The 14253-nt window shown below is 74.0% G+C and carries 13 protein-coding genes; 5 read left to right on the top strand and 8 right to left on the bottom strand.

Features of this window, described 5'->3' with window-relative positions; all coding sequences use genetic code 11:
• The first annotated feature begins 183 nt into the window (after positions 1-183).
• Positions 184-1659, top strand: coding sequence for an MFS transporter (locus tag OO63_RS36685; RefSeq protein WP_234311337.1), 1476 nt, complete (start codon positions 184-186; stop codon positions 1657-1659).
• A gap of 10 nt (positions 1660-1669) precedes the next feature.
• Positions 1670-2176, top strand: coding sequence for a MarR family winged helix-turn-helix transcriptional regulator (locus tag OO63_RS36680; protein WP_030361258.1), 507 nt, complete (start codon positions 1670-1672; stop codon positions 2174-2176).
• A 401-nt stretch (positions 2177-2577) separates the two neighbouring features.
• Here the strand turns inward: OO63_RS36680 and OO63_RS36675 are convergent, their stop codons facing one another.
• The 6 genes from OO63_RS36675 to OO63_RS36650 are packed head-to-tail and all read right to left on the bottom strand — an operon-like array spanning position 2578 to position 9199.
• Entirely contained in the window at positions 2578-3387 is an 810-nt protein-coding gene (locus OO63_RS36675; protein ID WP_030361166.1) for an ABC transporter ATP-binding protein, read from the bottom strand.
• On the bottom strand, positions 3384-4475 hold the full coding sequence (locus tag OO63_RS36670) for an ABC transporter ATP-binding protein (RefSeq protein ID WP_078619594.1): 1092 nt from the start codon (positions 4473-4475) through the stop codon (positions 3384-3386). Before OO63_RS36670 ends, OO63_RS36675 begins: the two co-directional genes overlap by 4 nt.
• Positions 4475-5341, bottom strand: a complete 867-nt coding sequence (locus OO63_RS36665) for an ABC transporter permease (protein ID WP_030361164.1) — start codon at positions 5339-5341, stop codon at positions 4475-4477. Before OO63_RS36665 ends, OO63_RS36670 begins: the two co-directional genes overlap by 1 nt.
• The gene (locus OO63_RS36660; protein WP_030361163.1) at positions 5338-6297 is read right to left on the bottom strand and encodes an ABC transporter permease; all 960 of its coding nucleotides are present in this window, start codon (positions 6295-6297) and stop codon (positions 5338-5340) included. The genes OO63_RS36665 and OO63_RS36660 overlap by 4 nt, the downstream gene beginning before the upstream one ends.
• A 5-nt stretch (positions 6298-6302) precedes the next feature.
• Complete coding sequence (locus OO63_RS36655; RefSeq protein ID WP_030361162.1) at positions 6303-7976, bottom strand: ABC transporter substrate-binding protein; 1674 nt, start codon at positions 7974-7976, stop codon at positions 6303-6305.
• Entirely contained in the window at positions 7973-9199 is a 1227-nt protein-coding gene (locus OO63_RS36650) for a C45 family autoproteolytic acyltransferase/hydrolase (protein ID WP_030361161.1), read from the bottom strand. Before OO63_RS36650 ends, OO63_RS36655 begins: the two co-directional genes overlap by 4 nt.
• A gap of 139 nt (positions 9200-9338) precedes the next feature.
• Between OO63_RS36650 and OO63_RS36645 the strand changes: the two genes are divergently transcribed.
• Positions 9339-10262, top strand: coding sequence for a MurR/RpiR family transcriptional regulator (locus OO63_RS36645; protein ID WP_051811542.1), 924 nt, complete (start codon positions 9339-9341; stop codon positions 10260-10262).
• Between the two features lie 113 nt (positions 10263-10375).
• Here OO63_RS36645 and OO63_RS36640 read toward each other — a convergent pair whose 3' ends face one another.
• Entirely contained in the window at positions 10376-10993 is a 618-nt protein-coding gene (locus tag OO63_RS36640; protein WP_234311336.1) for a helix-turn-helix domain-containing protein, read from the bottom strand.
• Between the two features lie 143 nt (positions 10994-11136).
• Between OO63_RS36640 and OO63_RS36635 the strand changes: the two genes are divergently transcribed.
• Both OO63_RS36635 and OO63_RS36630 read left to right on the top strand, forming a co-directional pair.
• Positions 11137-11925, top strand: a complete 789-nt coding sequence (locus OO63_RS36635) for an AzlC family ABC transporter permease (RefSeq protein ID WP_234311335.1) — start codon at positions 11137-11139, stop codon at positions 11923-11925.
• Positions 11922-12236, top strand: coding sequence for an AzlD domain-containing protein (locus OO63_RS36630; RefSeq protein ID WP_030361157.1), 315 nt, complete (start codon positions 11922-11924; stop codon positions 12234-12236). The genes OO63_RS36635 and OO63_RS36630 overlap by 4 nt, the downstream gene beginning before the upstream one ends.
• Positions 12237-12271: 35 nt before the next feature.
• Here OO63_RS36630 and OO63_RS36625 read toward each other — a convergent pair whose 3' ends face one another.
• On the bottom strand, positions 12272-14137 hold the full coding sequence (locus OO63_RS36625) for an AMP-dependent synthetase/ligase (protein ID WP_030361156.1): 1866 nt from the start codon (positions 14135-14137) through the stop codon (positions 12272-12274).
• Between the last annotated feature and the right edge of the window lie 116 nt (positions 14138-14253).

Below are 14253 nucleotides of genomic sequence, written 5' to 3'. Positions count from 1 at the left end.
GGGACGGGGGAGAGGGTGGGTGCCGGTGCCGGTGCCGGTGCCGGTGTCGGGGCCGAGGGCGGGGGCGAGGGGCGCCCGGGGGCGGAGCGGTTCGTGGGCGGGGAGGGTGCGGCGGGCTCCGGTGCCGCGGCCGTCGCGCCCACACCGCCCGGGGGTGCGGAGCGCGCGCCGGGGGCGCGGGGGATGTGCGGGCCCTGCTCTTCGTCCTGCTCTTCGTCAGGGCCCCGCTCCCCGTCCGGATCTCAGCCCTTGGCCGGGTCCCGGCCCCCGGCCCTCGCCGAGGAGCCTTCCGCGACGCGGGGCCGAGCCTCGGCCCCGGCCGGGGGCGAAGCCCGGGGCGAGGGTGCGGTCGAGGGCACGGACACGGGCACGGGTACGGGCGGCGGCGAGGCGCGGGACGGGTACGGGCGGGTGTTCGCCGTCCGCGAGTTCCGGGTCGTGTTCGTCGCGCACGCGCTGTCGCTGCTCGGGGTGGTCGTCAGCGAGATCGCGCTGGCGGTGCTCGTGTACGACCTCACCGGGTCGCCGCTGCTCAGCGCGCTGGCGTTCGCGCTGGGGATGCTGCCGTACCTCGTGGGCGGGACGCTGTTCGCCGGGGTCGCCGACCGGTATCCGCCGCGCCGGGTGCTCGTCGTCTGCGACCTCGTGTGCGCCGGGTGCGCCGCGCTGATGGCGCTGCCCGCGACACCGGTCGCCGGACTGCTTGCGCTGCGTTGCCTGATCGCCGCCGTCTCACCGGTGTTCAACGGCACCCGGATGGCGACGCTCACCGACGTCCTCGGCGACGGCGACCTGTTCGTGCTCGGGCGTTCGCTCCTGCGGATGGTGTCGCAGAGCGCTGTCCTCGTCGGCTTCGGGCTCGGAGGCGTGCTGCTCACCGTCGTCTCCCCGCGCGGGGCGCTCGTCATCACGCTGGTGACGTTCCTCGCGTCGGCGCTGCTGCTGCGGACCGGTACGAAGCGGCGGCCCGCGCGGGGCGGCGCCCGGGGGAGCGGGGGCGGGGACGCCGCGCTCCTGCGGTACTCGCTCGCCGGTGCCCGTGAGGTGCTCGGGCACCGGCGGATCCGCGCGCTGCTGCTCCTGCTCTGGGCGCCCCCGATGTTCGTCGTCGCCCCCGAGGCCCTCGCCGCCCCCTACGCCGACCAGATCGGCGTCGGCACCGCCGGGGTCGGCCTGCTGATGTGCGCGATGCCCGTCGGCACCATCGCGGGCGAGGTGTACGCGGGCTCCGCGCTCAGCCCCGCCACCCGCTCCCGCATCGTCCTGCCGCTGGCCGCGACCACGCTGCTCCCGCTGCTCGCGTACGCCTTCGTGCCCGGCCTCGCCTGGGCGCTGCCCGCGCTCGCGCTCGCCGGGGCCGGAGCTGCGTACACGCTCGGACTCGACCGCTGGTTCGTCGACGCCGTGCCGCCGGAGCTGCGCGGCCGGGCGATGACCGTGCACACGGCGGGCCTGATGACCCTTCAGGGCGTCGGCATGGCGCTCGCCGGGCTCGCCACCGAGTTCTTCGCCGTCAGCACGGTGGTCGCGGGCGCCGGGGCGCTCGGCACCGTGTGCTGTCTGCTCCTCGTCCGCGAGGTCCGGTCGACAGGGCGGGCAGGGGCGAACGCGCTGCCGAATTCTGAGACTGGGGCTGACCGGTATGTGACCGGCGGCTAAGGTCGACGCTGTGCCGAAGCCGCTCAGTCTCCCCTTCGATCCCATCGCCCGAGCCGACGAACTCTGGAAGCAGCGCTGGGGTTCCGTGCCCGCGATGGGCGCCATCACCTCGATCATGCGCGCGCACCAGATCCTGCTCGCCGAGGTCGACGCGGTCGTCAAGCCGTACGGCCTGACCTTCGCGCGCTACGAGGCCCTGGTGCTGCTGTCCTTCTCCAAGGCGGGCGAGCTGCCGATGTCCAAGATCGGCGAGCGGCTCATGGTGCACCCGACGTCCGTCACGAACACCGTGGACCGGCTCGTCCGGTCAGGGCTCGTGGACAAGCGGCCGAACCCGAACGACGGGCGCGGCACGCTCGCCTCCATCACGGAGAAGGGGCGCGAGGTCGTCGAGGAGGCGACGCGGGAGCTGATGGCGATGGACTTCGGGCTCGGCGTCTACGACGCGGAGGAGTGCGGGGACATTTTTGCGATGCTTCGGCCCCTGCGGGTTGCTGCGCAGGACTTCGACGGCTAGCCCTCTGGGGCTGCGCCCCTCTCCCCGCCTCGTCGGCGCTCCGCACCTCGTCCTCAAACGCCGGACGGGCTTTCTCCCACCCGCCCGCCCTTGCTATTGCTTCGGCCCGGGTGGGACGCACTGCCTGCCTGCCCGGTGCCCTTCAGCCCGCCCCGGCGAGGTCTCCCACCCGGCCCGGTGAGGCTTGCCGCGCCTCCGCGAGACTTTCCGTCCGCCTGCCTCGGTGAGGCTTGCGGTCCGCCCCGGCGAAGTATTTTCAGCCCGTCCGGCGATTGAGGACGAGGCGCGGAGCGCCGATTCGGGGGAGGACTGTCCCACCCGCCACGGGACACCCACCCCCGGGGTCCAGGGGCAGAGCCCCGGTTTCGGAGAAGGGGCGGGCCTGGGGCGCCCCGCGAGGGCTACGGCGGGGGCAGGGGTGTGCGGGCCGTGTCCGTCGGGTCCCAGCCCTCCGTCGGGACGGAGGCCAGGAGGAGGCGGGTGTACGGGTCGTCGGGGGACGCGAGGACCCGGGCGGTGGCGCCCCGCTCCACCACCTTGCCCCGGCGCATCACGAGAACCTCGTCCGTCACGTGCCGCACCACCGCCAGATCGTGGCTCACGAACACCAGCGCCACCCCCGTCTCCGCCCTGATCTCCGCCAGGAGCTGGAGGATCTGGGCCTGGATCGACACGTCCAGCGCCGCCACCGCCTCGTCGAGGACGAGGATCCTGGGGTCCACCGCGAGGGCCCGCGCGATGGCGAGGCGCTGGCGCTGGCCGCCCGACAGATCCCTCGGCCGGGCGTCCGCCTCCCTCGGTCCGAGGCCGACCCGGTCCAGGAGCTCCGCCGCCTCCGCCTCGCCCCGGTCGTGCAGGCGCAGGGCCGTGCGGAGGCACTGGGTCGCCGTCAGGCGGGGGTCCAGGGAGACATAGGGGTCCTGGAAGACCATCTGGATCTCCCTCGCCCTGGCCAGGCGGGCCGCCCTGCCCCTCGGCGGGCGGGGCTCCCGCGCTCGGCCCGCCACCGCGATCGTGCCGTGGTCCGGGCGGACCAGGCCCACGAGCATTCGGGCGACGGTGGTCTTGCCCGAGCCGGACTCGCCGACGATGCCGAGGGCTCCGCCCGGGGGGACGGTGAAGGTCACGTCGGCCGCGGCCTGGTGGGAGCCGCCGCCGGGCAGGGGGTAGGTCTTGCTGAGGCTGTCTGCTTCCAGCAGGTGGGGTGTCATGCGTGGTTCACCTCGTCCGCGTCAGCGCCGTCGGCCTGTGTCTGTGCCCACCTGTCCCGCCCTGCGGGACGATTGCCCACAGCGGTGAAGACAGGACTCAGGCCGGGCTCGGCGTTCACGAAGGCGCACGCCGCCGCGCCGCCGTCCGGCAGCGGGACCGGACGCGGGGACCACGTCTCGCAGGTCGGCTCGGCCTCGGCGCAGCGCTCGACGAACGGGCAGCCCGGGAAGGTGTCCGAGAGGGACGGGGGGCGGCCCGGGATGGGGCGGAGGGGGGTGAGGGTGTCGCCCAGGGTCGGGGAGCAGGTGAGGAGGCCCCGGGTGTAGGGGTGGGCGGGGGCGGTGAAGAGGGCCGATGCCGTACGGGACTCGACGACACGGCCCGCGTACATGACGTACACGCGATCGCTGTACGCGGCCGCCAGGTGCAGGTCGTGGGTGATGAAGAGGAGCCCGAGGCCGTGCTCGGCGCGCAGGGTGCGCAGCAGGGCGAGGATGTCGGCCTGGGTGGTGACGTCGAGCGCGCTGGTCGCCTCGTCGGCGAGGAGCAGCCGCGGGCGGGCCGCGAGCGCGCCCGCGATGACGACGCGCTGCAGCATCCCGCCGGACATCTCGTGCGGCCGCTGCCGCACCCGGCGCTGCGGGTCCGGAAGCCCCACGGAGGCGAGCAGCTCGACCGCCTCCGCCCTGCCGGCGCCGCGTTCCACCAGGAAGTCGCCGACGCGCCGCACCGGGTTGAGGGCGGCCCGCGGATCCTGGTGGACCAGGGCGACGCCGTCGGCGCGGTGGGCGCGAAGGCGTTCGCCGGTGAGGCCGAGGACCTCGGTGCCGTCGAAGCGTACGGAGCCGGATGCCACCGCCCCGGCGGGGAAGAGCCCGAGCGCGGCCTTCGCCGTCGTCGACTTGCCCGACCCCGACTCCCCCACCAGGGCCACGACTTCGCCGGGCGCGACGGTCAGGGACACCGAGTCGAGGACGGGGCGGGCGGCGCCGGGCAGCCGCAGGGTCAGGTCGACGATCTCCAGCAGGGCTTCGGCCGGGGGTGCGGCCGCCGGAGCGGGCGTACTCCTGGGACGGTTCTCGCTCATCACTGCCTCCCCAGACGGTCGGCGGCCCAGACGCCGACGACGTTGAAGCACACGACCACCAGGGCGATGGCGGTGCCGGGCACGAGTGCGGGCAGCATCGCGCCCTGGACGATCGCGGCCTGGCCCTCCTGGACCATCAGGCCCCAGTCCGAGGACGGGGGTTGGGCGCCGAAGCCCAGGTAGGAGAGGGTCGCGAGGGACATCAGGGCCTCGCCGAAGAGGACGACCAGGTAGCCGAGGATCGCGCGGGCGAGGTTCGGGACGACATGGGTGGCGCAGATGCGGAGGCCGCCCATGCCCTGGACGCGGTAGGCGTCGACGTACGGCTTGCGGGCCTCCGAGAGGGCCAGGGAGCGCGTGTACTTGGCGACGGTCGGCGTGAAGGCGAGGCCCAGGGCGAGGACGGAGGTCGTCATGCCCGCGCCGAACACCGCGATGATCAGGACGGTGAACAGCAGGCCGGGGAAGGCGTACATCACGTCCGTGAGGCGGGAGACGAGGACGTCGACCCAGCCGCCGCGCCACGCGGCGAGCACACCGAGGCTGACGCCGAGCACTCCGGCGACGGCGAGCAGGGCCAGCGGCGCGACGAGGCTGCTGCGGGCTCCGTACAGGGCGCGGGAGAGCAGGTCCTGGCCGGAGGAGTCGGTGCCGAGGAGGTGGTCGCGGCCGGTGCCGACGAGGGAGGAGGAGAGGTCGATGGTGTCGGGGGCGTACGGCGCGAGCAGGGGGGCGCACGCGGCCGCGATGACAACCAGGGCGAGGAGGGTTCCCGCGACGAGGACGCCGAGGGGGCGGCGCGCGCGTACGGCCGCCAGGGCCGGGGCCGACGCCGGAGCCGTGGCTTCGTTCAGGATCGCGGTCATCGGGCCGCTCCTTCCACGCGCGGGTCCAGCAGCGGATGGACCGCGTCCACCAGCGTCGTGACCACGATGTATCCGGTGACCATCAGGAGCAGGACGGCCTGGGCGACGGGGAAGTCATGGGTGTTGATGGCGCCGACGAGCAGCGAGCCGATGCCGCTGAGGCCGAACGCGGTCTCCACGACGACGGTGCCTGCGAGCATGCCCGCCATGACCAGGCCGCACATGGTCACGATGGGCCCGAGCGCGTTGCGCAGGACGTGCCTGCGGACGATGTCCCGCTCGGGGACGCCGGAGGCGCGGGCCGCCTCCACGTGGTCGGAGGCCGCCGCGTCCACCATGGCCTGCCGGGTGACCCGGCTGACGAGGGCGAGCGCGCCGAGCGCCAACGACAGGGCGGGCAGCGTGAGATGGCGGACCGTGTCGAGGAAGCCGGTCCCGCTCCCGGTCACCGGGAACCACCCGAGCCGCACCCCGAAGAACGACACCAGCGCGATGGCCGCGACGAACGACGGCACGGACGCGGCCAGCGTGGTGACGCCGACGACCGCCGAGTCCACCCACGTGGACCGCTTCACGGCGGCGAGGATCCCCGCGCCCACGCCGAGGACGACGAACAGGACCGTGGCGTACAGGACGAGTTGGAGGGTGGTGGGGAAGCGGGCGGCCACCAGGTCGGCGACCTGGTCGCTGTACTTGAAGGAGCGGCCGAGGTCCAGGTGGACGCAGTCCCACAGCCAGCGGCCGTACTGGACGAACAGGGGCTCGTCCAGGTGGTACTCGGCGCGGACCTGCGCGAGCCGTTCCGGCGTCAGCTTGTCGCGGCCGCCCGCGAGGAACACCGCGGGGTCGCCCGGCGCCGCGTACACGGCGGCGAAGATGACGAAGGAGGCGGCGAGGAGCGTCGCGAGCACGCCGGTGATCCGGCGGCCGACGCGGAGTGCGAGGCGAAGTGCCATGGGGCTCACCCGGCCTTTCGCGGGCCGAGCTGGGCGGCCCACGGGTAGTAGAGGTAGGCCTGGGACGCGGGCGGCCCGGTCAGCCTGTCGCTGAGGACGAGCGCGGTCGGCACCTGCGCCACGGGGATCCACACGGCCGCGTCGACGAACCGCCGCTGGATGTCGGTGGTGATCCTGGCCCTGCGCCTGTCGTCGAGCGTGCGGAGGGCGCGGTGCGTCAGACGGTCGTACGTGGCGTCCTTGAAGCCGACCCAGTTGTTGGAGGAGTCGGACAGGCCGTTGTCGTAGAAGCCCATGGGGTCGGACTTGGAGATGTACCAGTCGCCGACGAGGGCGTCGATGTCGGCGCGGGCGCCGGGGTCGCTGTAGAACTCCTCGAACTGGGCCGGCGGCACCGTCTTGATCTGCGCTTCGAGGCCGATGCGCTGGAGGGCGGCGCGGGTGGCGTTGGCGACGACCGTGCGGCCCTGGCTGCTGTCGGTGCCGATGACGATCGGGTCGTCCGGCGCGCCCGCCTCCTTCACGAGCCGCTTGGCCTCGGCGAGGTCGTCGGCGGTGGGCGAGACGGGCGCGACCGCCGTCAGCTTCCGCTGGGCGGCGGCGAAGTGCCGCTTCTCGTAGCCCCAGGCGCCCGCCCCGACCGGTGCCGCCCACGGCTGCACGAGCCCGCCGTACCCGGAGTTGGCGATGCCCTCGCGGTCCAGGGCGAGGGACAGGGCGCGCCGGATCGCCGGGTCCTTCAGGCCGCCGCGTGCGGTCGGGATGAGGACGAGGGAGGCGGTGGAGGGGCCGTAGTACTGCTTGAGACGCTTGGTGGTGCGCAGGGCGGCGGCGGTGTTGGGCGACTCCGCGTACGTGCCGTCGGCCGCGCCCGTCTTCAGGGCGTTCACGAGGGCGCTGTCGGAGGCCCAGCGGAAGTCGACGCGGCGGGTCAGCGGCTTCTTGCCCCAATACCCCTCGTACGCCTCGATGGTGAGGGAGTCACCGGACTTCCAGCTCTTCAGGCGGTACGGACCCGAGCAGGCGTCACCGTGCCCCGGGGTGCCGAACTCCTTCCCGGCTTCCTTCACCTGCCGCGGGTTCCAGACGATGCCCGCGTCCCCGGCGAGCGCCTTGGTGAACAGGGCGTCGGGCTCCTTGAAGCGCACGGTGATCTCGCGCGGGCCGGTCCGCGCCATGCTCTTCACATTGCCGAACTCGTCGGCCTGCTCCATGTCCGGGTCGGCGTGCCGCTTCAGGCTCCACAGCACGTCGGCGGCGGTGAGCTTCGAGCCGTCGTGGAAGGTGACGCCGTCGCGGACGGTCAGGACGAGGGTGCGGTCGTCGGGCGTCCGGGCCTTCTCGGCGAGGAACGGCCTGACGCTCATGTCGGGCTGGAGCTGGTAGAGCCGCTCGCAGACGTTGGTGAGGACGACGCGGCCCGCGCTGGTGCCCTGGGTGTCGAGGTCGAGGGAGTCGGGCTCGTCCTCCAGGAGCCAGTCCGCGCGGTCGAGTTGGCCGCGGGCGGGCGGGGTCGTCGGGGACAGCTTGAGCTTCGCGGCGTCGGCGGGCCTGCCGCCGAGGGCGGAGGTGTCGGCTCCGGCGCAGCCCGCGGTGGCGAGCAGGGTGAGGGCGGCGAGGGAGGCGCCCGCGGCGCGGTGGCTTCCGCGGGGCGTGGTCGTCCGGCGTGTCCGTGTCATCTTGCGTCTCCGTACGGGCCGTCGTAGAGGTTCCACGGAAGGTGCTGGTAGTCGCGGTCGCAGGGGGTGCCCGCGGTGACGCGGTAGTCGCCGGTCGTCAGGTCCACGCAGGAGGAGACGAGGGTGGCCCAGTGCTTGAGGGGCGGGCGGCGCGGGTCGGGGTGGGTGCACAGCGACTCGGGGTGGCCCAGGTGGTCGGACATGGCCTGCTTGATGATCTTCAGGGACTCATCGGGTCCGGTGGCGCCGCGCAGGGCGCGCAGGCCCTGCTCGGCGCGCGGGACGCGGATCAGCGAGTCCGGGGACATCGGGCGGTACGCGGCGGCGAGGGCGGCGGGGACACCGGCCTGGTAGTGGTTGCCGTGCACGAGGAGGCCGTCGGTCGGATACATCCAGCCGTGCCCGGCGGGCGTCGTCTCCAGGTCGAGCGCGAAGCCTTCGCGGCAGGTCAGCAGGGCGTTCGAGGCGATGTGGGCGCGGGTGCGGCAGAGCACGTCGACGGCGTCGGTGATGGCGTGCTGGTCCAGGACGCGGCGGCGTACGACGGTCTGGGGCAGGCCGACCGCGTCGCTGAAGCGGCCGCCGAGGCCGTTGGCGTTGAGGGCGATCCCGGCGGAGTTGGCGCCCTGGCGGCCGATCTGGCCGGCCTCCACCTGCATGATCAGGGTGGGCTTCGGGGGCTGGACGATCCGCAGCATCACGACGGTGTCGGCGACCCCGGCGCGCCAGTCCCAGTTCTGTCCGGCGTAGACGTGGCCGTCGCCGCTGGCCTCGCCGTAGGCGGCGAAGGAGGTGCAGCCGTCGGGGGGCTCCTCCTCCGTGCGCGGGGGCGCGGCTTCTGTATGCGGAGGCGCGGCCATGTCCTTGAACGACCGGTCGTAGATGACCTCGCCGCGGGCGTTCAGGGCGAGGACGTCGAGGAGGCCGACGCCCGCGCCCTCGGCGATCCCCGTCATCTCCTCGACGAGGTCCGGCGCGTACTCCTCGACGGGCCCCAGCCAGCGGGCGGCGCGGTCGGTCACCTGGTCCCAGGACAGCCCGGCCGACTGGCCGAACGCGGCCTCGTAGTACGCGAGCGCCGCGTGCAGCTGCGGGCGGACCGCCTCGCCGTACTGGCGGCCGCGGGCGGTGGGGGTGCCGGAGATCTCGACGACAGGGAGCGTTCTGGACGGGTCGGCCACGAGCGGGTCGGTCGGGCCTGCGGGGGCGGTGCGCGGTGCCATGCTTCTCCTCGCGACGGAGAGGTCCCCGGGACCGCCGTCCTGTAACGTCGGTTACGGAACTCTCTCTCCTTGGAATGCGTTGTCCAGGAGAGTAACGGGCATCACACGGGAGTCAATAGCTGTAATGGAGATTTCAGGGATGCCTGAGGGCGGAGACGGCGCGGCGGGGGCGGGCGAGGACGGCGCCGCGGGGGGCCTGGACCGACTGCGGGCCGCCGTGCGGGATCAGTGGGAGACGCTGTCCGCGTCCGAGCGCGCGGTGGCGCAGTATCTGGCGGGCGCCCCCGCCGAGTCGCTGCTCTTCGCGTCCGCGCAGGAGCTGGGCACGGCCAGCGGGACGAGCAACGCCACGGTCGTCCGCGCCCTCCAGCGCCTGGGGTACGCGGGCCTGCCCGCGCTCAAGCGCGACCTCACGGCGGACTTCACCTCCAGCGTCGCGCCCGAGGTGCGGCTCGCCCAGCGCATCGCGCACGTGGGGCGGGACCTCGGCGGCATCTGGGACGAGGTGTTCGACGAGGCCCAGGAGCGCATCGGGCACGCCCGCCGCCTCACCTCGGACGAGGCGCTGCGCACGGCGGTCGGCGCGCTCGCCGATGCGGGCGAGATCCACTGCTTCGGCGTCGCCGCGTCCGAACTGGCCGCACGGCACCTGGCGTTGGCGCTCGGCCGCATCGGGCGGCGGGCCCGGCACGTGGGGGCGACCGGGTTCACACTGGCCGACGATCTGCTCGCGCTGCGGCGCGGGGACGCGGTGGTGATCTTCCAGCCCGGGCGCGCCCTGCCGGAGCTCGCGGTGCTCATCGACCGGGCGCGGGCCGTGGGGGCACGGGTCGTCCTGGTCACGGACGAGCTGGCGGAGCTGTACGGAGGCCGGGTGGACGCCGTGCTCACGGCCCCGCACACGCCGACGGGGATCACCACCGAGGCGCTCACCGCCCTCGTCGTCGCGGATGTGCTGCTCCTCGCACTGACGACACTGGACGAGGCGCGGGCCGTCGACACGTCACATCAACTCACGTCGCTGCGGGAGCAGTTGTTGGAGCCGAAGCGGCGGAGGGGCTGAGGGCGGGCTCCGGGGCGCGCGCCCCGGAGGCGCCGGTGGACGCACGCGTCGGGCGCCTCACGCGTGCCGCCTCACACGCACTGCCTCACACGCACTGCCTCACACGTGCCGCCTCACACGTGCTGCATCACCAGGACGAACGTCGTCCCCGGCACCAGCGCCTCGTACGCGTGCGGGACATCGCCCCGGTACGACATGTAGTCACCGGGCCCCAGCTCGACCCGCTCGCCGTCCGGGCCCGCGAGCAGGCGGCCCGTGCTGACGATCAGGTGCTCCACGGAGCCGGGGATGTGCGGCTCGGACGCGCGCACGGAGCCCGGCTCCATGGCGCCGTGGTAGATGTCGCGGCGCACGCCGGACGGGCCGGCCGAAAGCAGCGTGCCCGCGTACGAGGCCTGCTCGGCGCGCATCGTCGGGCCCTCGCCCGCGCGGATCACCGTCACGGCGGGGCCCGGTGACTCGACGAGCACGCTGAACGGCACGCCGAGGGCCACGGCGAGCGCCCAGAGCGTCTCGATGCCCGGGTTGCCCGTGGCCGCTTCCAGCTGGGACAGCGTGGACTTGGCGATTCCGGCGCGTTTGGCCAGCTCGGAGAGGGAGAGGCCGGCCCGGGTGCGCTCCCGGCGCAGGGCGGTGGCGATCCAGTCGCGGGGCAGCCGCGCGGGTGTGGCCCGGTCGCCGTGGGGCGTGGCCCGGTCGCCCGGGGGCGTGGCCCGGTCGTCTTCGGTCATGCGGTGCGCTCCGCCTCCTCGCGTCGCCGGACCTCCGGGACCTCCAGGCCCCGGATCTCTCCGCGACCCATCCCATTCGTTCGGCACAGGATACCAATCGTTCGGCTTGACGAACGCGAAGTGGTCTGCCCATGCTACGTGGCATGCGTTCGCCACACCGAACGGATGACCCCGCAGACCGAACGACGGGGTTCGTCCGCCTCTCCGACCTGCCCTCCGGCGTCCTGCGGGACATCGCGCTCGTCCTGGCAGCCGACTTCGTCGTCGGCGTCTCCTTCGGGGCCATCGCCGTCGCGGGCGGGCTGCCGCTCTGGGTGCCGGTCACCATGTCCCTGCTCGTGTACGCGGGCTCCGCCCAGTTCAGCGCGGCCGCCGCGCTCACCGGGGGCGGCGGCGCGGTGGCCGCGGCGGCGACCGGGCTGCTGCTCAACTCCCGTACGGCGGCTTTCAGTCTGGCCGTCGCCGACAGCCTGGGGCGGACCTGGGCGGCGCGGCTCGTGGGCGCGCATCTGATCACCGACGAGACGGCCGCGTTCGTGATGGCCCAGCCGGACCGCAGGAGCCGGAAGGCCGCGTTCTGGATATCCGGGCTCGGCCTGTTCGCCGTGTGGAACGTGAGCGTGCTCGTGGGTGCGCTCGCCGGTTCGGCACTCGGGGACACCGGGCGGTTCGGGCTGGACGCGGCGTTCCCCGCGGTGCTGCTCGCGCTGGTCATGCCCGCGCTGCGGGACAGCGGCAACGCGCGCCGCGCCGGGGCCCTCGGCGCGGTGATCGCCGTCGCGGCCACACCGGTCCTGCCCGCGGGAGCGCCGGTGCTGCTCGCGCTGCTCGGCCTGGTGGCGATGCGGAGGCGTCCGGTCCGGCCCGTCGAGGACCCCGCCGCCGAACCCGTGACCGGGCCCGCCCCCACCTCCTCGGGAACCCCCTCATGAACGCCTACCTCGCCTGCGTCCTCGCCCTCGCCGCGGGCACCTACGCCTTCCGCCTCGCCGGACCCCTCCTGCACGGCCGCGTCGAACTGCCCGTCCGCGTACAGGAGTTGCTGACACTGGGCGCGACCGTGCTGCTCGTCGCGCTGCTCGCCACCGGAGCGCTCACGGAGGGGCACGACTTCGCGGGCTGGTCGCGCCCGGCCGGGGTGCTGGTCGGCGGGGTGCTCGCTTGGCGCCGAGCGCCGTTCGCGTTGGTCGTGGTGGGGGCGGCGGGGGCGACGGCGTTGCTGCGGCTTGCGGGACTTCCTTAGGTGAGAGGCACTAACTCGCGTACCACTCACACAAGTTAGCCCCTCTCACCCTCGTGAACCCCTTCCCCGTACAGCCTCTCCACCACCCCCGCGTACCGCTCCACCACCGCCCGCCGCCGCACCTTCAGGCTCGGCGTCAGGAGCCCGTCGGCCACCGAGAAGTCCTCGTCCAGGACCGCGAATGCCCTGATCCTTGCCGGACGGGACACCTGCGCGTTCGCCTCGTCGACCGCCTCCTGGACGAGGGCGCGGACCCTCGGGTCGGCCGACACCGGCTCGGTGAGGGTCAGGCCGGACCGGGACGCCCAGCCCGTGACCTCCTCGGCGTCGAGGGTGATGAGGGCGACGGGGTGGGGCCTCCGGTCGCCCACCATCACGGCGCGGGAGACGAACCGGGAGGCCTGGATGGCGAGTTCGGACAGGGACGGGGTGAGGTTCTTGCCCGCCGAGGTGATGATGAGGTCCTTCTTGCGGCCGGTGATGCGCAGGTACCCGTCCTCGTCGAGGGCGCCCAGGTCACCGGTGTGCAGCCAGCCGTCGGCGTCGAGGGCGGCGCGGGTGGCGGGCTCGTCGGCGTGGTAGCCGGGGAAGACGTTGGTGCCGCGGGCGAGCACTTCGCCGTCGTCCGCGATGCGCACCTCGCAGCCCGCGATGGGCTTCCCGACGGTTCCGTACTTCACCGCCCCCGGGTGGTTGAGGCTGATGACGCCGCCGGACTCGGTCATCCCGTAGCCCTCGAAGACCCGGATGCCGCAGGCCCGCAGGAAGTCCAGAACGTGCGGGGCGATCGGCGCGCCACCGGTCAGCGCCCACCGCACACGCCCGCCGAGCGCCTGCCTGACCGGCCCGTACAGGGTCTTGTCGGCGGCCTCGTGCGCGTCCCGCAGCTCGTCGGGCAGCGCCCCGTCGGCCGCGAGCACCCCGATCCGTACGGCCTCCTCGAACCGCTCGCGCCCGCCGTCCTGCGACTCCGCGAGGGAGAGCACCACCGAGTGGATCTTCTCGAACAGGCGCGGCACGGACGGCAGATGCGTGGGCCGCGCCTCGGCAAGCTCGGCGACGACGTCCTCGATCCGGCCGCCGAAGTACACGAGCGTGCCGCCCTCGATGAGGGTGGTGAACTCGATGAGCTGCGCGAGCAGATGGGCGAGTGGCAGATACAGATACGTGGCGTCGCCCGGGCCGCCCTCGATGAGGGGCAGCGAGGCGTCCTGTACGGCGCCGATGTTGCCGTGAGTGAGGACGCAGCCCTTCGGCGGCCCAGTGGTGCCGGAGGTGTAGATGATGGTGGCGGGGTCACCGGGGGCACGGCTCTCGGCCCGCTCCAGCAGAGCGGCGACGCCTGCGCCCCCGTCGGCCACCCCGTCGCCCTGGGCCACCCCGGCGCCCACGGCGCCCCCATCACCCTCGACCGCCCCACCCCCCTCGGTCACCCCGTCCCTCGCGTACGCCCGCTCCCCCGTCATCACGACCACCCGCCGCACCCCCGGCAGCTTCCCCCGCAGCCGCCGCACCTTCGCCGCCTGCGCCGCGTCCTCGCAGAGCACCACGGAGGCGCCCGAGTTCCCGAGGACCCAGGCCACCTCGTCATCACCGGCCGTCGGATACACGGGCACCACGACCGCGCCCGCCGCCATCGTCCCGAAGTGCGCGTACGTCCACTCCGCGCGGGTCTCGGCGAGGATCGCCACGCGGTCACCCGGCTCGACGCCGAGCCCGACGAGGGCGCACCCCACGCCCCGTACGGCGTCGCGCAGACCTTCGTAGGTGACCTCCTGCCAGCCACCGCCCCGCTTGAACCGCAGCGCGGGCAGCCCGCCGTGGCGGCCGGCGGCCCACTCCGCGAGGACGGACAGGGTCCGGGGGCGTTCGGCCTGGGGTGGCGCGGGAGGGGGAGTCATGCGTACGACGCTAGGGAGCGGGGTGGGCGAGGCGGGATGACGCGAAACGTCAGGGCCGCTGGCCGGGGTGCTCAGGGGTGCCGATACGCCCGGGCGCGCCCGGCCCGGGGTCAGCA

This window comes from Streptomyces alboflavus, from assembly GCF_000716675.1.
GTDB lineage: Bacteria > Actinomycetota > Actinomycetes > Streptomycetales > Streptomycetaceae > Streptomyces > Streptomyces alboflavus.
The sequence above is the reverse complement of the archived record's forward strand: the minus strand, read 5'-3'. Positions and strand labels throughout refer to the sequence as shown.

Coding starts and splice junctions, on each gene's coding strand:
- OO63_RS36640 (WP_234311336.1), bottom strand. CDS start 10,993: ATGACCGAAGACGACCGGGCCACGCCCCCGGGCGACCGGGCCACGCCC.
- OO63_RS36675 (WP_030361166.1), bottom strand. CDS start 3,387: ATGACACCCCACCTGCTGGAAGCAGACAGCCTCAGCAAGACCTACCCC.
- OO63_RS36630 (WP_030361157.1), top strand. CDS start 11,922: ATGAACGCCTACCTCGCCTGCGTCCTCGCCCTCGCCGCGGGCACCTAC.
- OO63_RS36645 (WP_051811542.1), top strand. CDS start 9,339: ATGCCTGAGGGCGGAGACGGCGCGGCGGGGGCGGGCGAGGACGGCGCC.
- OO63_RS36670 (WP_078619594.1), bottom strand. CDS start 4,475: ATGAGCGAGAACCGTCCCAGGAGTACGCCCGCTCCGGCGGCCGCACCC.
- OO63_RS36635 (WP_234311335.1), top strand. CDS start 11,137: ATGCGTTCGCCACACCGAACGGATGACCCCGCAGACCGAACGACGGGG.
- OO63_RS36660 (WP_030361163.1), bottom strand. CDS start 6,297: ATGGCACTTCGCCTCGCACTCCGCGTCGGCCGCCGGATCACCGGCGTG.
- OO63_RS36685 (WP_234311337.1), top strand. CDS start 184: ATGTGCGGGCCCTGCTCTTCGTCCTGCTCTTCGTCAGGGCCCCGCTCC.
- OO63_RS36655 (WP_030361162.1), bottom strand. CDS start 7,976: ATGACACGGACACGCCGGACGACCACGCCCCGCGGAAGCCACCGCGCC.
- OO63_RS36665 (WP_030361164.1), bottom strand. CDS start 5,341: ATGACCGCGATCCTGAACGAAGCCACGGCTCCGGCGTCGGCCCCGGCC.
- OO63_RS36650 (WP_030361161.1), bottom strand. CDS start 9,199: ATGGCACCGCGCACCGCCCCCGCAGGCCCGACCGACCCGCTCGTGGCC.
- OO63_RS36625 (WP_030361156.1), bottom strand. CDS start 14,137: ATGACTCCCCCTCCCGCGCCACCCCAGGCCGAACGCCCCCGGACCCTG.